The sequence below is a fragment of the Rhizobium phaseoli genome, from assembly GCF_003985125.1.
GTDB lineage: Bacteria > Pseudomonadota > Alphaproteobacteria > Rhizobiales > Rhizobiaceae > Rhizobium > Rhizobium phaseoli.
The window spans coordinates 131,382-150,090 of the sequence record NZ_ML133568.1 but is presented as its reverse complement, the minus strand read 5'-3'; the positions used below and the strand labels follow the sequence as shown (position 1 = coordinate 150,090).

Here is an 18,709-nt window from a genome sequence, read left to right as displayed (position 1 = left end):
CTCCTGTCTCAAAGGGCCGCAACGCCTGCCGATAAAAACCCGAGTCCGGTGCCAGCGCGCCCTCGGGCGTGGTAAGATGTCCAGCTCCCTGTATCGAAAGGGTGGGCTGAGAAATGGAGAGGCGTCTCGCCGCGATACTTTCCGCGGACGTGGTAGGCTATAGTCGTCTCATGGGCGCGGATGAGGGCGGCACGCTTGAGCGGTTGAAGGCCTGCCGTCGGGAGCTGGTCGATTCCGCCATCGAAGAGCACCATGGCCGGATCATCAAACTCATGGGTGACGGGGCGCTGGTCGAGTTTGCTAGCGTTGTGGACGCGGTTCAATGCGCGGCCGTAATCCAGCGGGGAATGTCCGGCAGAGACCCGGGACTTCCTGCGGAACAGCGCATTCGGTTTCGCATCGGGATCAATCTCGGCGACATTATTGTTGAAGGCGATGACATCTATGGCGACGGCGTCAACATTGCCGCCCGTCTGCAAGCGATTGCCGAACCTGGCGGAATTTTCATCTCCGGTACCGCATTCGACCACGTCGCGCACAAGGTCGATGTCGGTTTCTCGGCACTCGGCGAACATCGACTGAAAAACATAGCGGACCCGGTTCGCGTGTATTGCGTCCTGCTCGACCCAGCCCACACCGGCAAAGTCGTCTTCTCCCCTCGGGCAAGGCCCCGGAGTATGGCGCTGTTGGCGCTGGCAGGATTATTGATCGCCGCCAGTGCGACAGTCTTCGCATGGCAATGGCCGCATAAACAACGCGCATCGATCGCGGTCCTGCCCTTCGCCAATTTGAGTGACCAAACCCAGGATTATTTCGCCGATGGCATTACCGACAACCTGATTACAGATCTCGCCAGGTTGTCGAAATTTGATGTCATTTCCGAAAATTCCGTCTTTGCCTACAAGGATAAACCTCACGTGCTGGCGGACATACGCCGTGATCTCGGCGTGCGTTATATCGTGGAGGGCAGTGTGCAGCGAATGGGCGACCTGATGCGCGTCAACGCGCAACTGGTCGACACCGAGAGCGGCGACCATCTGTGGGCCAATCGGTTTGATCGCAGCGGCGCCGACGTGTTTGCTGTGCAGGATTCGATGAGCCGCCAGATCGCTAATGCGCTCGGTCTGGAACTCTCCCCGTCCGAAGCAGAGCGAATTGCCCGCCCGCCGACCGCCAATCTCGAGGCATATGACTATTATCTGCGTGCCGAGCAGGCGGCCCGTACCGGACGCCGTTCTCGGATGCTGGAGGCATTGGCGCTGTTTGAGAAGGCGGAGGAACTCGATAGCGGCTTTGCCGAAGCCTTCGCGTCCGATGCGCACGCGACGGCCTATGTCTGGCGAAGCGCGTATGATGACGTCCTCCAGAGTGCACTGGCGCGAAAAAGAGCCTACGATAAGGCAAGTCGCGCACTCGCCCTCGATCCCGAACTGCCGTCGCCTTATGCGGTCCTCGCTATCATGCAGGTCGTGGACCGACGTTACGAGCAGGCGATCGCCTCCGCGCAGAAGGCCGTGTCAGTCGGCCCCGCCGACGCTGAAGCCCATATGGCGGCTGCATATGTTCAATTGATATCGGGCAATCACGCCGATGCCGCTGCGGCTGTCGAGAAGGCGCTCAGGATCGATCCGAACCCCTCCGCTGTCGACCGATATACGGCTGGCATGATTTTTTATCTGCAACGTGACTACGAGAGGGCAATAGACAGTTTCAAACGCGCGGGCTATGGCTCCCAAGGCAACGGCGAGTTCGTTACCGCTCTCGCCATGGCCTATGTCCGTGTCGGTCGCATGGATGAGGCTCGAGCGACTGTCGCCGAGGCTGAACGTCTTCTCGGGGGGCGTGACTGCCTCGCTTCCTGGCGGCTCGGCTATGCCCATTTCAGGGACGAGGATTTGGCATTTATCCTGGACGCGTTGCGCAAGGCCGGACTGCCGGAATGGCCGTTTGGTTTCCAGGGGAATGAGCAAAATCGGTTGAAGGGTGCCGAGATCGCGGCCACAGTCATAGGCAAGCTTCTGCGAGGAAAGACCGAGCCGTCCGAAAGCCCTGCGCTAATGCAAGTCCAACTGGACGGTAAGGCCGCATTCCGCTCGGCATCCCAGATGATGACCGAGAAGGTTTCTGTCAAAGGAGACCTGCTTTGCGAGCAAAGTGAAAACGCATTTGGCCGGCCCGACTGCGGCCCGGTCTACAGACACCCAAACCCGGCCGACGAAACCAGCTATGCTTACGTAAATTCGACCAAGGTTTTCTATTTTTCGCCTGCCCAATAGAGCCCTGCCAGTCCGTCAGTGATACTGATCGAGTTCGAGATCGGCCGAGACCTTCGCCCATCTGGCATCCGCCTTGGCAACAGTGTCTGCCGGATGCGCGGCAAAGTCCTCCGCATCCGCCTTGTCATACATCAGATAAAGCTTGCCTTCGACGATCTTGAAGGCTTCCGGATCGATGTTGACCGTGACAGACCCGCCACTCACCTCGCCCGTGCAGTAGCCGCCGTATTGCGGCGCGTATCTAAGCGGTTCGCTCATAAACATCTCGCGATGTTTGGCATTTGCGAAATGCCAGGGAGTCCCCATCCATTCGTAGGAAATTTTTTCCGAACCTTTCGTCGCTTTGCCTTCGGTAAAGTAGGCGACAGTGTCGTATCCCATGATAGCGACGCCACCGAAGTACCCCGTGTTTACCGAGTCGTTGGCCATGGCCGGCGATCCGCCGACAGCGCCTGCGACAGCTAGGCCGATCACTGCCAAAGATCGACCAATGCATTGTGTCCCGTTTCCAGAATGCATTTGCGTCTCCTGTTTATTCGTGTATTTCCATGCACTTAGCGTAATTATCCGCGCCGAGAACGCTGGCCGGAGGGCACGACACACCATGTCGCTTGAAGAGGCGGACGATATCGAAATTGCCTTTCCACATAGCCCTCGTGATCGGCGCGTAGCCGTGAACCTCGGCGTGGGTGACATCGGCCCCATTGGCGAGGAAAAACTCCGCGAGGAGGACATGGTTCTCTTCGCCCGCAACCATGAGCGGCGTAACACCCGCTTTGTTGGACGCATCGTCGAGAATTGCTCCGTGGTCTAGGAGCAGCTTGCTGATGGGTACGCTACCCGAAAATGCCGCAGCGTGAAGGGGCGTAAAGCCGCCTGAATTCCTTGCCATGACATCGGCATTTCTTTTTATTAACAACTCGGCAACGGCCAGTTGCTTTGCAAGCGCGGCGTTGATGAGTGGTGTTGCCTGATCGCGGGTGCGGCTGTTGACATCGGTACCCGAAGCTAGAAATTGCTCTACGGCAACGGTGTTTCCTGCTGAAACGGCATCGAACAAGGGATCACCCGCGGCCGCCGCGGTCGCTGATAAAAACAACGCTACCGATGTAAGAAACCGGCGCATAGCTTCACCTTGATATTTACCGACAGAATAGCACGCCGTCGGCGTGGAGGCTACCTGGCGCCTGCTTCAGCTGCAGCGGCGGCCGCCACCGAAATATCCGCTTCAAGCCACTCACACCGCCTCACCAAACTCCGCCGCCAGCACCGCATCCTTCAGCGCGCGCGAATAGGGGTGTTGCGGATTATCAAGCACGGGGCGGGCCTGGCCGCGTTCGACGATTTCGCCCTTGCGCATGATGATGATGTTGTCGCTGATGTAATAGGCGGTGGCGAGGTCGTGGGTGATGTAGATGATCGAAAGGCCGAGTTCGTTTTTCAGGCGGCCGAACAGGTTGACGATCGCCATGCGAAGCGACGCATCGACCATGGAGACCGGCTCGTCGGCAACCAGCAGGCGGGGCTGCGGGATCAGCGCGCGGGCGATGGCGACCCGTTGGAGCTGGCCGCCGGAGAGTTCGTGTGGAAAGCGGCCTTTTATCTCTTCCAGCGTCAGGCCGACATGATGGAGCGCGGCATCGGCCATGCGCTCGGCCTCTTTGCGGTCCGGTCGCTTTCCCGAGGCGGAGAAATTACGGGCCGTCTCGAAGAGGTAGCGATCGACCCGTTTCAGCGGATTGAAGGCTTCGAAGGGGTTCTGCAGCACCGGCTGGACCTCCTTCATGAACGCCGTGCGTTCGGATCGGCTATGGATCGAGACGGTCTTGCCGGCAAATTCCAGCCGCCCTTCCGTCGGTTCGGTCTGCCCCAGGATCATCGCCGCGATCGTCGATTTGCCCGAGCCGGATTCGCCGACGATCGACAGGATCTCCGGTTCCGCCCCGACTTCGAAGCTGACATCCTTGACCGCCGTGATCAGCCGCCGGCCGAGCATGCCGCCCTGGCGGTAGATTTTCGTGACATTCGAGAGGTGAAGCAGAGCCGTCAAAGCTGATCTCCCGTAACTGCAAAACAGGCCACCCGCCGCCCAGGCTGGACGGTGACGAGCGGCGGCACCTTCTGCGAGCAGATATCCATCCGCTTCGGACAGCGCGGATGGAAACGGCAGCCTTCCGGTGGCATGGCGAGGTTCGGCGGACGGCCCTCGAGCGATGGCCGCGTCGAGGCATCGCCGATGCGCGGCAGGCTGCCGACCAGATGCTGGGTATAGGGGTGGAGCGGCATGCTGAAGAGCTTGGCGGTCGGCGCTTCCTCGACGAGACGCCCGGCATAGACGATGCCGATACGATCGGAAACCGTGGCGTGGACGCCCATGTCATGGGTGACGAACAGGAAGGACGAGCCCATCTCGCGTTGGATGTCGCGGATCATCTGCAGCACGTCGCGCTGGACGATGACGTCGAGCGCCGTCGTCGGCTCGTCGGCGATGATGAATTCCGGCGTCAGGATGGTGGCGAGCGCAATGGTCGTGCGCTGGCGCATGCCGCCGGAGAGTTCGTGCGGATAAGCGTCGAGCAGATGCGGATCGAGCTTCAGCCGCTGCAGATGGGTGGCGACCTTCTCAAAGAAGACCGGCTTGCTGACCTGCATATGGCGGAAGGCGAAGTCGGTGAAGGAATGGCGGATCCGGCGCACCGGATTGAGTACGTTCATCGAGCCCTGCATGATATAGGACAGATGCCGCCAGCGCAGCGCCATGCGCTCTTCCGGCGTCATCGCGTAGATATCCTGGGTGCCGCCGGCGAAATGGAATTTGACCTTGCCCGACACGACCCTCAGCGGCGGCCGGATGGCGCCGGCAATGGTCTTGATCAGGGTCGTCTTGCCGCTGCTCGATTCTCCGGCGACGCCATAGACCTCGCCGCGGCCGATCGTCAGGCTGATATCGTCGACGGCACGCACTTCGCGATCGACGCCGTAGAGGAAGGCGCGATAATAGGCTTTGAGATTCTCGATTTCGACCAAAGGGTCCATGCTAACTTCCCATCCGGTTGAGCCGGCTGCGCGGATCATTGTATTCATTCATCGACATGGACAGCAGGAACAGCGCCAGGAAGAGAATGACGATGACGGCGACGGGGGCGGCGACCCACCACCATATGCCTGATATCATCGCGGAATGCGCATTCGCCCAGTAGATCATCATGCCCATGGTCGGCGTCTCGATATCGGTGAAGCCGAGCACCGACAGGGTGATCTCCATGCCGATCGACCAGATCATGTTGTTCATCGTCGTGGCGAAGACGATCGGCAGCACATAGGGCAGGTGCTCCTCGACGAGGATCTTGCGCATGGTCATGCCGGAATAGACGCTCTGCGTGGTAAACGGCCTGGTCTTCAGGCCGAGCGCCACGGAGCGGATCAGCCGCGCATCATAGGACCAGCCGAGCGAGGCCATGATGACGATCAGCGCCACCCAGGTCATGTTGTCCTTCAGCACGAAATAGAAAAGGATCAGCAGCGGAAATTGCGGGATGACCATGACGCTGTCGTTGATCGCCATCAGCACCCGGTCGACCGCCCCGCCGGCATAACCGGCGACCAGGCCGACGACCAGCGAGATGATGCGCGAGAGAAAGGCGACGCCGATGCCGAAATAGAGCGTGTTGCGCAGCCCCGTCGTCAGCTGCCAGAACACATCCTGGCCACGTGAGGTGGTGCCCAGCCAATATTCGCCGTCCGGCGGCATGTCGGGCGGCAGCAGATAGATGTCGGTCGGCCCGTAGGGCGAGAAATAGGACAGGATCACCAGGCCGACGATGACGGCAAAGAGCAGCAGGCCGCAGAGGAATTCCATGTTGTGGCGCGAGAGGTCACGAATGATGGTAAACATGGCTATTCCACCTTGATGCGCGGATCGATGAGCGGGCTCAGCACGTCGATGATGAAGACCGCGGCGGCGACGCCGACGATCGACAGCGCGCTGAGGCCGAGCACCAGGCTGTAGTCGCCGGCATGCACCGCTTCGATCAGCAGATTGCCGATGCCGGGATAGCCGAAGACGATCTCGGTGATGACGGTGCCGTTGAAAATCGCGCCGAGCGACATGGCAAGCCCGGTGAATTGCGGCACCATGGCGTTGCGGGCGATGTAGGAGCGCAAGATCTTCCTCTTAGGCACGCCGCCGAGCTCGGCAAAGACTACATAGTCGTCGGTGATGATGTTGGAAACCAGCGCCCGCATGCCGATCAGCCAGCTGCCGGCGCCGACAAGGATCAGCGACAGGGCCGGTAGGATCGAATGTTTGAGAATATCGACGACGAGAGCGAAGGAGAGGTCCAGATTGGCGTTCATCTCATAGCCGCCATTGATCGGCAGCACTGGCCAAATGAAGCCGAAGACGATGAGCAGCACGAAGGCGAGAATATAATAAGGAATGGGCAGCAGCGCGATGAAGACGAGGCTGACGGCCTTCAGCACCATGTCCTTGCGGTAATAGCCGGCGAGCGCGCCGATCGCATTACCGAGCACGAAGGTGATCAGCGTCGACACCGTCATCAGCCCGATCGTCCAGGGGAGCGATCGCAGGATGATTGTCGAAACGGGGGTCGGAAAGGCCGAGAGCGAGGGACCGAGATCGCCGGTCGCAAGCCGCAGCCAGAAATGCACATATTGCTGCCAGATCGAACCCTGCATTCCATAGAGCTCGCGCAGCGACTGACGCATCAGCTCGATCGCGTTCGGATCGGACTGACCCATCTGCGTGATGGCGCCTATGCTTTCTTCGACCGGATCGATCGGGGTCATGTGGGTGACGAAGAAGGTGATCGTCACGCCGAGGAATACGACGAGGAGAAACTGACCGAACCGCTTCAGCACAAAGATCAGATAGGACGTCATAAGTCGGAGTTACCTCTCTGCTTCCCTTCTTGAAAGGATCGACGAGCAGCGGCGGTTTCAGGCCACATGCCCGTCGATGAGGGGGCCGGCGCGATGGCTTGCGCGCCGGCGTTGGGAGGGTTATTGCGGCTGAGCCGGCTTCAGCTTGACCATCATCAGCCGCGAGTTCGCCCAGTTCGGCACCGGATCCGTATAGGGGTCCTTGATCGTCGGATAGCCGGTCCAATAGGTCGTATCCATCGAGGTGAAGACGTTATAGGACATCAGCGGGATCGTCGGCATTTCTTTGGCGACCAGCTTCAGATAATCCTTGCCGAGCTCCATGCCCTTGGGATCATCGGCACTGATGCCGCGGATGCTCTCGATGATCTTGTCGAGCTCCGGATTGGACCAGCGCTGCCAGTTGCGCGGCGGCTGAACGTCACCCTTCTTCGCCACGAACTGCGAGTGCCAGCTGTCGAGGAAGAAGGAGAGGTCGGGATCGCCGCCCCAGGTTTCGACGCTCCAGGCGATCGCCACCTGGAAATCGCCGGGCTGCAGCGCCGTCTGCCAAAGTTTCGCGGCGGGCACGGCTTTCGCGTCGATACCGAAGGCCGCCCATTGCTGGGCAATCAGCGTGCCGGCGCGGGTGAAGACCGAGCGCGTGTCGCCTTCGACCGTCATCCGGATCTTGAAGGGCTGGCCATCCGGGGTCAGCCATTTGCCGCCGGATTTCTTGAAGCCTGCCTTTTCCAGAAGTTCGCCGGCCGCTTTCGGATTCGGTTTCCACCAGCCATAGCCGAAGGCACCGCTGATCGCTTCCGGATCTGTCGGGATCTGGTCCTTGAACTTCGGCTGCTTACGCAGGATATCGGCGATCTGTTGCCCGACTGTCGGGTCATAGGGCTTGATCTTGCTCTTGCCGGTATCGATCTCGAAGTCCTTCAGCCAATCCTGCATCGGCGCCTGATAGTCTTTCATCGTTGCCGCCGTCGGCGGCACGCCGAGCGCAGACAGCGTTGCTGCCCCGCGATAGCTCGCCATGTCGACCGCCTTGATGTCGATCAGCAGCGCCAGCGCCCAGCGCACGTCGGCATTGTCGAAGGGCGGATTCTGGGTGTTGAAGATGACGGCCGGTAGCGTCGGATCTGGATGGGCGAACGGGAAGCCCGGGAACCACGTGTCGATGGTCTTCGACTTCTCCTTGAGGGTGAACATGCCCTCCGGCGTGTTGTCGTGAATGATGTCGAGATTGTGCTCGAGCTGGGCGATCGTCCGCTTATCCGGCGGGCCCGGATCGGTATAGGTGACATATTTCGGGGCCGGCTCGCCGAAGCGGGCAAGCGAAGTCCGCTGCCAATCGTCGCGCTTCTCCCAGGTATACCATTTGCCCTGCGGGTCGTAAGCCTTCAGCTTGTAGGCGCCGAGCGAGACCGGGTTGGCGAAATCATAGCGGAGCGGATCCTCCACCTTCTCGAAGACGTGCTTCGGCATGATCCAGGCGCCGTTCCAGCGCACGGTGAAGATGGCGTGGAAGCGCGAATTCGGCTTCTTCAGCTTGAACACCACGGTCTGGGGATCGGTCGCCTCGACGCTTGCCACCTGCACCGAGAAGGCCGCACTCCAGACCATGCCGGGATGATCCATCTGGGTCTTGACGGTATAAACGACGTCGTCGGCCGTGAATTCGACGCCGTCGCTCCAGAAGAGCCCCTTGCGCAGTTTCACGGTCATTTCGGTGAAGTCGGCATTATATTGCGGCTTGTCGGCGGCGAGCGAATTGTCCCAGGCCGCGCCGCCGAGCCCCTGTTCGGGGTCGATATACCAGAGCGTATCCATGGTTAGCTGCTGCAGGCCGGTCGATACCCCGCCGCCGCCATTGACCCAGATATTGAACCAGCCGGGATTCTTGATCGTCCCTTCCGGATTTTCGACGATAAGCGTCTCCTTGCGCGGCAAGGAGGTGTAGTCCTCGGCGGTGGCCAGACCGGTCAGACCGAGCGTGGCCAGCACGAAGCCGAACGCAAACCTCTTCCACTTTTGCATGAACTCCTCCCTTGAAAGCGACGAGCGGCGGCCGCATGGGCACGCATGGGCAAGTCGCGGTTGTCGGTTCACAAAAGCCTCAGCACTTGGCGGGCAAAGTCTTCGGCGAACCATCGCTCCGGCCCGTCTGCCTCCTCGCAGCGGGCCGATTTTTCAGCCGGGGCCGATCGGCATCCCGGCGGCAGCTGTCACACAGACAGCCGGATGACGTTGTAGGACAGCGGTTTCAGCGCCGCCCGCACACGTCCGTCGTCGATCTTGGCGCTCTCGACCTTTGCAGGCACGACCGTTTCCGGCCGCTGTGCCGTGTTGACGGCTTCGAGATTACCATGGGTCATCTCCACCTGCTCGATCAGCCGGGCGCCGCCGAAGCCTTCCAGCCGCACGTCGAGATCGAGGGCCGTATCGGGATGGCGGTTGACGGCAAAGAAGGTGAGCGTCCTGCCATCCTCGGAATGGACGGCCGAAACATCGAGATAAGGAACCTCGTTCTCCTCGTCGCTGTCATAGGTCGGGCCGTCGACCACGAGCTGCAGCGCTGTGCCGCGGCCATAACGGGAGGCGTAGTAGAAGGGATAATAGATCGTCTGGCGCCAGGCAGCACCGCCGTCCTCGGTCATGATAGGCGCAATGACGTTGACGAGCTGGGCGATGCAGGCGATGCGCACCCGGTCGGAACGGCGGATGAAGGTGTTCAAGATGCCGCCGACCTGCAGCACGTCCTCGAAATTATAGACGTCTTCGAGCAGATGCGGCGCGTCCGGCCACTCGTCGCGCGCCAGGATCTCCTTGTCCTGCTGGTTGGAATGGTACCAGACGTTCCATTCGTCGAAGGAAATGCCGATCGTCTTCTTCGAGCGTTTCTTCGCCTTGATATAGTCGATAACGCCGCCGATCGTGGTGATATAGCGGTCGAGCTTGGTCGCCCGGGCGAGATAGTTGAGCGTATTCTTCTCGCGGTTGGCGAAATACATGTGCAGCGAGATGTAGTCGGCGCTGTCGTAGCACTGCTCGAGGACTTGGGCTTCCCAATCGGGATAGGTCTTCATGTCGGAATTCGACGAGCCGCAGACCACGAGTTCGAGCGACTTGTCGAAGCCGCGCATCGCCTTGGCCGTCTCGTCGGCCAGCCGGCCGTATTCATAGGCCGACTTGTGGCCGACCTGCCAGGGGCCGTCCATCTCGTTGCCGAGGCACCACAATTTCACATCGTGCGGATTGGACCAGCCGTGCTTGCGGCGCAGATCCGACCAGTAGGTGCCGCCGGGATGATTGCAATATTCCAGGAAGTTGCGGGCGGCATCGAGACCGCGGGAGCCGAGATTGACGGCGAGCATCGGCTTGGTATTGGCCTTCTTGCACCAGTCGACGAATTCGTTGACGCCGATCTGGTTGGCTTCACGGGTGCGCCAGGCAAGGTCGAGGCGAACCGGGCGCTCCGAACGCGGGCCGACGCCATCCTCCCAATTGTAAGCCGAGACGAAGTTGCCGCCGGGGTAACGGCAGTAGGGCGTGTCGAGCTCGCGGACGAGATCGAGCACGTCGCGGCGAAATCCGTCCTCGTCGGCTGTGGCATGTCCGGGCTCATAGATGCCGCCGTAGATCGCTCTGCCGAGATGCTCGAGAAACGAGCTGTAGAGCCTGGCATCAATGGTCGCGATGCGGAAATCGCGGTGGGCAACGACATTCGTCTTCAACGGATCCTCCCGTTTATGTATCAAGAATTTTGTTTTCTTGCCTTTAGCTTGATATCAGGAATGTCGTTGTGTCAACCGACTCCTGCATTTAATCATACTATTGAATTTTCGCTTAATAGCTGTTTAGTTTCAGAGGCCTGATAATTATTTAGAGGTATCTGAAGAAAGAAAAATCGCGTTTTGTAAATCAGAATTTCCGATAGTTTCTGTTCAGACGTGCAGGCGCATGATAATGTCGCGGCCATGATTTCCGAAGCCGCGGCCGAAGATGTTGACGCCGCCGGTATGGCCAGCATTTTCGGCGATGCCGACACGCAGGCGGATGGAGGAGTGCTGGCCGAGCGCGAGATCGCCGAGCGTCACATTGGAGGCGGCGACGCCGTCGATGAATGTCCCGCGCGTCGAGATGCGCCAGGTCTTCATCGCCCCATATTGCGAGCCTTCGAGTTTCCACCAGGCCGGCGTGAAGGCGCCGCGCTTGTCACCGTAATCGCCGGGCGACGTCCAGGTGCCGATTGCCATGCCATTGACCCAGAGCGTGATATCCGAGGGCCAGTCCGGATTGGTGCCGGGCACTTCCGAGGACAGCTCCAGCGAAAATTCGATGGCACGGATATCCTTGTTCAAGACCTTGGCATTATTGGGGAATTTGTATTCGACATAACCCCGGCCGAACCAGACGAGCCCGGCCTGCATGCGCTGCGGATCGAGGAAATAGTCCGGCACATCAAGCGGGCCGATGACGCTTTCCGTCGAGCAGAGACCGCAGGGCGCATGCACTTCGCAGCTAGTGTAAAGCCCGACCGGCATCTCGACTTCGATAATATTATTAGCGCGCTGGGCCGCACTTTCCTCGAAGCTGATCAGGATTTCGCTGTAGATCGCCGAGCAGATCTTCTGGTTGCCTTTGCGGGCCTTGGCCAGCTGCGACTCGACCAGCCGCGCGTCCTCCAAGATCTGGATACCGGTTGCGACTGTAGACTGGGGAAGGGACAGGGTGCGTGCGATATCATTGATATTCATTGGCCCTTTAGCGCAGAGCAGCTTAAGTATCTCGATCCGCGCCGGAGCAGAAAGGGCGCGGATTGCGTCACTATTCTCGCCGGCGGCGATGGTTAAGAAAGAACGTTCCATCATTTCCCCATAATTTCCGATGTCATGATGTATATCGGAATTTATGATACAGCAAGTGGTCATCTCTACGATAATTGAAGAGGGCAGATCGGGTGAGGTGCCGAATGGCCGCCGGTAAGGCTTCGGCAATATACATTGTGTCCGACAAAGCGACGACGCGTTGATTTTGGAGATCACCGAACTGGGCGCTTGTTGCGCGCCGTTACCGCCGCAAGAGCGGCCGCAATGCGGCTTGTGCCTCCTGCAGCAGCTTGAGATAGCGCTCCTTGAGGTCAGCGGCCGGAACGAGGGCCGCCGGCGCGCCGATATTGATCGCCGCGACCGTTTCGCCGCGATCGTTTTCAACGGGGACGGCGATCGAGCAGAGGCCGATTTCCAGCTCCTGATCGATGATGGCATACCCCTCGGAGCGGACGCGGCGGAACTCGGCAATGAGGTCCTCCGGGTTGGTCTTGGTATTGGCAGTGTTCTGCTTCAATTCGCTGCGGGCAAGCACGGCGCGGGCCTCCCTTTCGGGAAGGGCGGCGAGCAGCACCCGGCCCATCGAGGCGCAATAGGCCGGCAGGCGGCTGCCTGGGGTGAGATTGATCGACATGACGCGGCGCTGCGAGGCCCGGGCGATATAGACGATTTCGGTGCCGTCGAGCACCGAGGCCGAGGCGCTCTGGCCGGCGCGTTCCGAGAGAAGATCGAGATGCGGCTGCAACAGCGCCGGCAGCGGCGTCGCTGCGAGATAGGCATGGCCAAGCCGCAGGATCTTCGGCGTCAGCGTGAAGAACTTGCCGTCATAATCGGCATAGCCGAGTTCGGCGAGCGTCAACAGCGAACGGCGCACCGTGGCGCGGTCGAGCGCCGTCAGCTTCGAGGCCTCGGCGATCGAAAGCCGTTGCCGCGTCTCGCCGAAGGCTTCGATGACCTTCAGGCCGCGGGCGAAGCCGCTGACGAAATCCGTTTCGCGCATGATTTTCAATCTCCGATTAACGCCTTTATGATGTGCGATATATGAACAAATGTCAAATATCGCACAAACCGCCTTGCAGAATGTGCCTGCTGCGCTTTATCTCTTGAAACCAGAAGACGGGATCGCGAGCTACTGGGCCCGGTCGAGCCAAGGAGATATCCTGCATGGACAAGACAGTCGGGAGTACGGCAGAGGCCGTCTCCGAGATCGGCGACGGCGCCACCGTCATGATCGGTGGTTTCGGCGGTTCGGGCGCGCCGATCGAATTGATCCACGCCCTGATCGATAAGGGCTCCAAGGACCTTACCGTCATCAACAACAATGCCGGCAACGGCCGCATCGGCATCGCCGCGATGATCGATGCCGGCATGGTCAGGAAGATGATCTGCTCGTTCCCGCGCTCGTCGGATCCGCGCGCCTTCACCGACAAATACCTGGCCGGCGAAATCGAGCTCGAGCTGGTGCCGCAGGGCACGCTCGCCGAACGCATCCGCGCCGGCGGCGCCGGCATTCCGGCGTTTTACACGCCGACGGCCTATGGCACGGAACTCGCCGAGGGCAAGGTCATCGCCGAATTCGACGGCCGCCATTATGTGCAGGAACGCTGGCTGAAGGCCGATTTCGCCATTGTGAAGGCCGCGGTCGGCGACGCACACGGCAACCTCACCTACAACAAGGCCGGCCGCAACTTCAATCCGCTGATGTGCATGGCGGCGGCAAAGACCATCGTCCAGGTCTCATCGATCGTGCCGGCCGGCGGTATCGATCCCGAGCATGTGGTGACCCCCGGCATCTTCGTCGACCGCGTCGTTGCCGTTCCCAATCCGCAGCAGGAAGAAGAGCTCATTCGAGCCGGAGTGGCCTACGTATGACCGTCGATACCCGCACTATAAACACTCGTGAAGACATCAAGCTTTCCAATGCGCAAATCGCCTGGCGCGCCGCGCAGGACATCGCCGACGGCGCCTATGTGAACCTCGGCATCGGCTTTCCCGAAATGGTCGCCCGCTATCAGCCGCCCGGCCGCGAAGCGATCTTCCACACCGAAAACGGCATCCTGAATTTCGGCGAGCCGCCGGCCGAAGGCGACGAGGACTGGGATCTGATCAATGCCGGCAAAAAGGCGGTGACGCTAAAGCCGGGCGCGGCCTTCTTCCACCACGCCGACAGCTTCGCCATGGTGCGCGGCGGCCATCTCGACGTTGCCATCCTCGGCGCTTATCAGGTTGCCGAGAATGGCGATCTCGCCAACTGGCGGGTGGGCAGCAAGGGGGTGCCGGCTGTCGGCGGCGCCATGGATCTCGTGCATGGCGCCAAGCAGGTCTGCGTCATCACCGAGCACGTCACCAAATCAGGCGAGCCGAAGCTGGTGGAGAAATGCACCTTCCCGCTGACCGGCGTGGCCTGCATCACCCGCGTCTACACGAGCCATGCCGTCATTGACATCGTCAACGGCCGTTTCGTCCTGCGCGAGAAGCTGGCTGCGATGTCCGCGGCGGAATTGCAGGCGATGACCGGCGCGCGGCTGCATATCGAGGGGTCGGTTGCCGACCTCGTCGTCCCGAAACTCTGAGGAAAAGCCATGACCGAAGCCTTTATCTGCGACTATGTCAGAACGCCGATCGGCCGCTTCGCCGGCGCGCTTTCAGGGGTGCGCGCCGACGATCTCGGCGCCGTCCCGCTGAAGGCGCTGATGGAGCGCAACGGCGCCGTCGACTGGGAAACCGTCGACGACGTGATTTTCGGCTGCGCCAACCAGGCGGGCGAGGACAACCGCAATGTGGCGCGCATGTCGGCGCTCTTGGCCGGCCTGCCGATCGCCGTCCCGGGCACGACGATCAACCGGCTCTGCGGCTCCGGAATGGATGCGGTGATCACCGCGGCGCGCGCCATCCGCGCCGGCGAGGCCGAGCTGATGATCGCCGGTGGGGTCGAAAGCATGTCGCGCGCGCCCTTCGTCATGCCGAAGGCCGAGACGGCCTTTTCGCGGGCGGCTGAGATCCACGACACGACGATCGGCTGGCGTTTCGTCAATCCTGTGATGAAGAAGCAATATGGCGTCGATTCCATGCCGGAGACAGGGGAGAATGTCGCCGAGGACTATCATGTCAGCCGCGCGGACCAGGATGCCTTTGCCGTGCGCAGCCAGGCGAAGGCGGCGGCCGCGCAGGCGAATGGACGGCTGGCGAAGGAGATCACCCCGGTGACCATTCCGCAGCGCAAGGGCGATCCCGTCATCGTCGAAAGGGACGAGCATCCGCGCGCGACGACGATCGAGGCGCTGGCGAAACTTGCCACCCCTTTCAAAAAGGAAGGCGGCACGGTGACCGCAGGTAATGCCTCCGGCGTCAATGATGGCGCCGCTGCGATGATCGTCGCTTCCGAAGCGGCGGCGCGAAAACACGGCCTGACGCCGATCGCCCGCATCCTCGGCGGCGCCTCCGCCGCCGTTCCGCCACGCGTCATGGGCGTCGGTCCGATTCCCGCCTCGCGCAAGCTGATGGCCCGGCTCGGCATGAGCCAGGAACAGTTCGACGTCATCGAACTCAACGAGGCTTTTGCCAGCCAGGGGTTGGCGGTGCTGCGCGCGCTCGGCATTGCCGATGACGATCAGCGGGTCAACCGCAATGGCGGCGCGATCGCGCTCGGCCATCCGCTGGGCATGTCGGGCGCCCGCATCACCGGCACGGCGGCGCTCGAGCTTCACGAGACCGGCGGACGATATTCGCTGTCGACGATGTGCATCGGCGTCGGGCAGGGGATCGCGATCGCGCTCGAAAGGGGTTGAGCGCGCCGTTGCGCGCCGCGCCCGGCTTCTGTAGAAACCGGGCATGCTGATCCGACCTGCAAACAACGACGACCGAAGCGCCATCTGGAGGATCATCGGCCCGACGATCCGCGCCGGCGAGACCTATGCGCTCGACCGCGACCTCTCGGAAGCCGATGCGCTGGCCTACTGGATGGGGCCGGACCGCGAGACCTTCGTTGCCGAAGAGGATGGCGTCATCCTCGGCACCTATTATATCAAGGCCAATCAGGCGGGCGGCGGACGCCATGTCTGCAATTGCGGCTACATGACCGATCCGGCAGCCGGCGGCCGTGGCATTGCCCGCCGCATGCACGAACATTCGCTGGAGCATGCCCGCGCCAGGGGCTTTCGGGCCATGCAGTTCAATTTCGTCGTCAGCAGCAATCGCCGCGCCGTCGAGCTCTGGCAATCGCTCGGCTTCGAGATCGTCGGCCGGCTTCCCGGCGTCTTTCTGCATCCGACCGAAGGGTATGTCGACGCGCTGGTGATGTTCCGTACCCTCTAGGACCATACGGAAAAAAGATGTGACGGCGCTGTTGAAATCGCGGCGGTTCAAACGTCTTTGATCGTAGGCGAGATGCGGCCGGCCGCATGCCTCGCGATCACTCTGTCGGCAGGGAGGTTTGAAGCCATGGGTGTTTCCTATCGTTGGGTCATCGTCGCCGTGGGCGCATTGATGTCGTGTGTGGCAATCGGCGCGATGTTCTCGCTGGCGATTTTTCAGGAACCGATCGCCAGCGCCACCGGCTGGTCGCATGTTGGGATTGCGAGTGCGATGACGTTGAACTTCATCGTCATGGGCTTCGGCGGCTTCCTCTGGGGTGCTGCCAGCGACCGCTTTGGTCCGCGGCTGGTGGTGATGATCGGATCCGTGCTGCTCGGTCTGGCGCTGGTGCTCGCCAGCCGCGCCGAGACGCTCACGCAGTTCCAGCTGACCTACGGCGTGCTCGTCGGATTGGCCGCCAGCGCCTTTTTCGCGCCGATGATCGCCGCGACGACCGCCTGGTTCGACGAAAACCGGGGGCTTGCCGTGTCGCTCGTCTCCGCCGGCATGGGCGTGGCGCCGATGACCATCTCGCCTTTCGCGCGCTGGCTGATTTCCGCCTATGAATGGCGTCCCGCCATGCTGATCATCGGCGTTGCGGTATGGGTGCTGCTGCTGCCGGCCGCCCTGCTGGTCAGGCGTCCGCCTGCCGCTGCCGCCGACAGCGATAGCGAGTTCGCGGTCGATGGCGCCCGGCCACAGCTGTCGAAAGTCTTCCGGTCGCCGCAGTTCGTCGTGCTTGGCCTGACCTTCTTTGCCTGCTGTGCGGCGCATTCCGGGCCGATCTTCCACATGGTGAATTATGCGACGATCTGCGGCGTCGCCCCGATGGCGGCCGTCAGCATCTATAGCGTCGAGGGCCTGGCGGGGCTCGGCGGCCGGCTGCTTTATGGCAGCCTTGCCGACAGGATCGGCGTGAAGCCGGTGCTCGTCGCCGGCTTGCTGGTGCAGGCGGCGGCACTCGCGACCTACCTCGTCGTCAGCCAGCTCGGCGAATTCTACGCGCTCGCCATCATTTTCGGCAGCGCCTATGGCGGCGTGATGCCGCTCTATGCGGTCCTGGCGCGGGAATATTTCGGCCAGCGCATCATCGGCACCGTGCTCGGCGCGGCGACGATGCTCTCCAGCCTCGGCATGGCCTTCGGCCCCCTGATCGGCGGCTGGATCTTCGACACCTTCGCCAATTATTCCTGGCTGTTCATCGGCTCGGCGATGGTCGGGCTGGGTGCGGCGGCAATCGCGCTCGCCTTCCCGCCCCTGGCTCGCCAGAAGCCGCAGCCTGCTTTCGGCGTGTCCTCGTGAGGTGGCCCTTGAGCATCCGCTGACGAACGATGAAGCCTTAGGAAAAATCCGAAACGAAGCCATCCATCGTCGTGTTCAGCCGCCCGAGGATTGTCAGCAGGATCTGCTGTTTGCGCGCCCGCCGGGCGGCCGCGGATGTCATGTCGACGTCGAAGATCGCCGAGAAAGTCGCGCGGTTCGAAACGTTGAAGAAGCAGAGACCGCTCAGCGTCATATGGATTTCCATCGGCGTAACGACCTGATGGAAGAGTTCCTTCTGATATCCGAGACGCAGGCATTGATCGATGCGTTGCAGGATCGGCCGGTGCAGTTCGCCGATCAGGGACGAGGCCGTCAGGTACTTTGCTTCGTTGAGATTTTCACTGATGATCAATTTGACATATGTCGGATGATCGAAGTGAAAATCGAAGCAGAAGTCCACGAGGTTCTTCAGCGACTGGCGGGGATCGTCCTCCCCGAGATTGACCTTCGCCTCGGCGACGCGGATGCGCGCATAGGCATTTTCGAGCACCGCGACATAGAGCTTCGCCTTCGAATTGAAATAGTAGTAGACCATTCGCTTACTGCGGCGGGTCTTCTGCGCAATGCTGTCGATCGTGGTGCCGGCGAAACCGCGCCGGGCGAATTGATCCTCCGCCGCCTCGAGAATATCGGCGCGGGTCTGATCGGGATCGTTGGAGCGCTGCTGCCGCTGATATTTTTGCGTCGTTTGCGACTTGGCGGATTTGCCCCCAATTTCAGCCATGGTTCCTCACTGACCAGCCAAATGTAATCGCCCTTATCGCGAGCTTTGACCCGCTTTGCAAGTATGGTCATTCTCGAACATTCTGAAAACTCCACGACGGTAAAATTCCTCCGGACACCGGATTCCTCTTGCCTATGTTCGGCAGTTTTTGAACTAACTAGAACATTTTAGAAGAAACAAAACCTCCGATGAAAACGCAACAAATGCACAGAAATAAAATTCACATGCCGTGAGATTGTCGGTTAAGCAGCTGAACATAAAAGAAATTCGTGGAAGTTGTTGACGTTGATCGAGGAGAGTTGACAGATGTTCCA

General features: G+C 60.9%; 17 protein-coding genes. 6 read left to right on the top strand and 11 right to left on the bottom strand.

Annotated features, from left to right (window positions below; all coding sequences use genetic code 11):
* The first annotated feature begins 113 nt into the window (after nt 1-113).
* On the top strand, nt 114-2,276 hold the full coding sequence (locus EFD56_RS08630) for an adenylate/guanylate cyclase domain-containing protein (protein WP_126905061.1): 2,163 nt from the start codon (nt 114-116) through the stop codon (nt 2,274-2,276).
* Between the two features lie 15 nt (nt 2,277-2,291).
* On the opposite strand, the gene EFD56_RS08625 is transcribed toward EFD56_RS08630, so the two are convergent.
* The 10 genes from EFD56_RS08625 to EFD56_RS08580 form a co-directional block, all read right to left on the bottom strand.
* Nucleotides 2,292-2,795: a YHS domain-containing (seleno)protein gene (locus EFD56_RS08625; RefSeq protein WP_183818231.1), complete on the bottom strand. Its 504-nt coding sequence runs from the start codon at nt 2,793-2,795 to the stop codon at nt 2,292-2,294.
* 13 nt (nt 2,796-2,808) lie between these two features.
* Complete coding sequence (locus tag EFD56_RS08620) at nt 2,809-3,402, bottom strand: ankyrin repeat domain-containing protein (protein ID WP_085744034.1); 594 nt, start codon at nt 3,400-3,402, stop codon at nt 2,809-2,811.
* 111 nt (nt 3,403-3,513) lie between these two features.
* Complete coding sequence (locus EFD56_RS08615) at nt 3,514-4,326, bottom strand: ABC transporter ATP-binding protein (protein WP_037145167.1); 813 nt, start codon at nt 4,324-4,326, stop codon at nt 3,514-3,516.
* Nucleotides 4,323-5,312, bottom strand: coding sequence for an ABC transporter ATP-binding protein (locus tag EFD56_RS08610; RefSeq protein ID WP_085744035.1), 990 nt, complete (start codon nt 5,310-5,312; stop codon nt 4,323-4,325). The genes EFD56_RS08615 and EFD56_RS08610 overlap by 4 nt, the downstream gene beginning before the upstream one ends.
* 1 nt (nt 5,313) lies before the next feature.
* Nucleotides 5,314-6,171, bottom strand: a complete 858-nt coding sequence (locus EFD56_RS08605; protein ID WP_004669683.1) for an ABC transporter permease — start codon at nt 6,169-6,171, stop codon at nt 5,314-5,316.
* A 2-nt stretch (nt 6,172-6,173) separates the two neighbouring features.
* On the bottom strand, nt 6,174-7,178 hold the full coding sequence (locus EFD56_RS08600; RefSeq protein WP_004669682.1) for an ABC transporter permease: 1,005 nt from the start codon (nt 7,176-7,178) through the stop codon (nt 6,174-6,176).
* Between the two features lie 120 nt (nt 7,179-7,298).
* Nucleotides 7,299-9,203, bottom strand: coding sequence for an ABC transporter substrate-binding protein (locus EFD56_RS08595; RefSeq protein ID WP_085744036.1), 1,905 nt, complete (start codon nt 9,201-9,203; stop codon nt 7,299-7,301).
* Between the two features lie 188 nt (nt 9,204-9,391).
* Entirely contained in the window at nt 9,392-10,900 is a 1,509-nt protein-coding gene (gene arfA, locus EFD56_RS08590; protein ID WP_037145181.1) for an arabinosylfuranosidase ArfA, read from the bottom strand.
* A 210-nt stretch (nt 10,901-11,110) separates the two neighbouring features.
* Nucleotides 11,111-12,037, bottom strand: a complete 927-nt coding sequence (locus EFD56_RS08585; RefSeq protein ID WP_016736612.1) for an ArsR/SmtB family transcription factor — start codon at nt 12,035-12,037, stop codon at nt 11,111-11,113.
* A gap of 199 nt (nt 12,038-12,236) precedes the next feature.
* Nucleotides 12,237-12,995, bottom strand: a complete 759-nt coding sequence (locus EFD56_RS08580; protein ID WP_037145185.1) for an IclR family transcriptional regulator domain-containing protein — start codon at nt 12,993-12,995, stop codon at nt 12,237-12,239.
* A gap of 164 nt (nt 12,996-13,159) precedes the next feature.
* On the opposite strand from EFD56_RS08580, the gene EFD56_RS08575 reads away from it, so the two are divergent.
* The 5 genes from EFD56_RS08575 (at nt 13,160) to EFD56_RS08555 (ending at nt 17,650) form a co-directional block, all read left to right on the top strand.
* On the top strand, nt 13,160-13,867 hold the full coding sequence (locus EFD56_RS08575) for a 3-oxoacid CoA-transferase subunit A (protein WP_004669675.1): 708 nt from the start codon (nt 13,160-13,162) through the stop codon (nt 13,865-13,867).
* Nucleotides 13,864-14,568 (top strand): CoA transferase subunit B, encoded by a 705-nt coding sequence (locus EFD56_RS08570; RefSeq protein ID WP_085744038.1) that lies wholly within the window; start codon nt 13,864-13,866, stop codon nt 14,566-14,568. Before EFD56_RS08575 ends, EFD56_RS08570 begins: the two co-directional genes overlap by 4 nt.
* Nucleotides 14,569-14,577: 9 nt before the next feature.
* Nucleotides 14,578-15,783: a 3-oxoadipyl-CoA thiolase gene (gene pcaF / locus EFD56_RS08565; RefSeq protein WP_085744039.1), complete on the top strand. Its 1,206-nt coding sequence runs from the start codon at nt 14,578-14,580 to the stop codon at nt 15,781-15,783.
* Between the two features lie 43 nt (nt 15,784-15,826).
* A complete protein-coding gene (locus tag EFD56_RS08560; protein WP_037113260.1) occupies nt 15,827-16,309 on the top strand; it encodes a GNAT family N-acetyltransferase in 483 nt (160 codons plus the stop codon).
* A 126-nt stretch (nt 16,310-16,435) separates the two neighbouring features.
* Nucleotides 16,436-17,650, top strand: a complete 1,215-nt coding sequence (locus tag EFD56_RS08555; RefSeq protein ID WP_085744040.1) for an MFS transporter — start codon at nt 16,436-16,438, stop codon at nt 17,648-17,650.
* Between the two features lie 37 nt (nt 17,651-17,687).
* Here the strand turns inward: EFD56_RS08555 and EFD56_RS08550 are convergent, their stop codons facing one another.
* Nucleotides 17,688-18,395, bottom strand: a complete 708-nt coding sequence (locus EFD56_RS08550; protein WP_126905060.1) for a TetR/AcrR family transcriptional regulator — start codon at nt 18,393-18,395, stop codon at nt 17,688-17,690.
* Nucleotides 18,396-18,709 lie beyond the last annotated feature (314 nt).

Coding starts and splice junctions, on each gene's coding strand:
- EFD56_RS08630 (WP_126905061.1), top strand. CDS start 114: ATGGAGAGGCGTCTCGCCGCGATACTTTCCGCGGACGTGGTAGGCTAT.
- EFD56_RS08625 (WP_183818231.1), bottom strand. CDS start 2,795: ATGCATTCTGGAAACGGGACACAATGCATTGGTCGATCTTTGGCAGTG.
- EFD56_RS08620 (WP_085744034.1), bottom strand. CDS start 3,402: ATGCGCCGGTTTCTTACATCGGTAGCGTTGTTTTTATCAGCGACCGCG.
- EFD56_RS08610 (WP_085744035.1), bottom strand. CDS start 5,312: ATGGACCCTTTGGTCGAAATCGAGAATCTCAAAGCCTATTATCGCGCC.
- EFD56_RS08605 (WP_004669683.1), bottom strand. CDS start 6,171: ATGTTTACCATCATTCGTGACCTCTCGCGCCACAACATGGAATTCCTC.
- EFD56_RS08600 (WP_004669682.1), bottom strand. CDS start 7,178: ATGACGTCCTATCTGATCTTTGTGCTGAAGCGGTTCGGTCAGTTTCTC.
- EFD56_RS08595 (WP_085744036.1), bottom strand. CDS start 9,203: ATGCAAAAGTGGAAGAGGTTTGCGTTCGGCTTCGTGCTGGCCACGCTC.
- EFD56_RS08585 (WP_016736612.1), bottom strand. CDS start 12,037: ATGATGGAACGTTCTTTCTTAACCATCGCCGCCGGCGAGAATAGTGAC.
- EFD56_RS08580 (WP_037145185.1), bottom strand. CDS start 12,995: ATGCGCGAAACGGATTTCGTCAGCGGCTTCGCCCGCGGCCTGAAGGTC.
- EFD56_RS08575 (WP_004669675.1), top strand. CDS start 13,160: ATGGACAAGACAGTCGGGAGTACGGCAGAGGCCGTCTCCGAGATCGGC.
- EFD56_RS08570 (WP_085744038.1), top strand. CDS start 13,864: ATGACCGTCGATACCCGCACTATAAACACTCGTGAAGACATCAAGCTT.
- pcaF (WP_085744039.1), top strand. CDS start 14,578: ATGACCGAAGCCTTTATCTGCGACTATGTCAGAACGCCGATCGGCCGC.
- EFD56_RS08560 (WP_037113260.1), top strand. CDS start 15,827: ATGCTGATCCGACCTGCAAACAACGACGACCGAAGCGCCATCTGGAGG.
- EFD56_RS08555 (WP_085744040.1), top strand. CDS start 16,436: ATGGGTGTTTCCTATCGTTGGGTCATCGTCGCCGTGGGCGCATTGATG.
- EFD56_RS08550 (WP_126905060.1), bottom strand. CDS start 18,395: ATGGCTGAAATTGGGGGCAAATCCGCCAAGTCGCAAACGACGCAAAAA.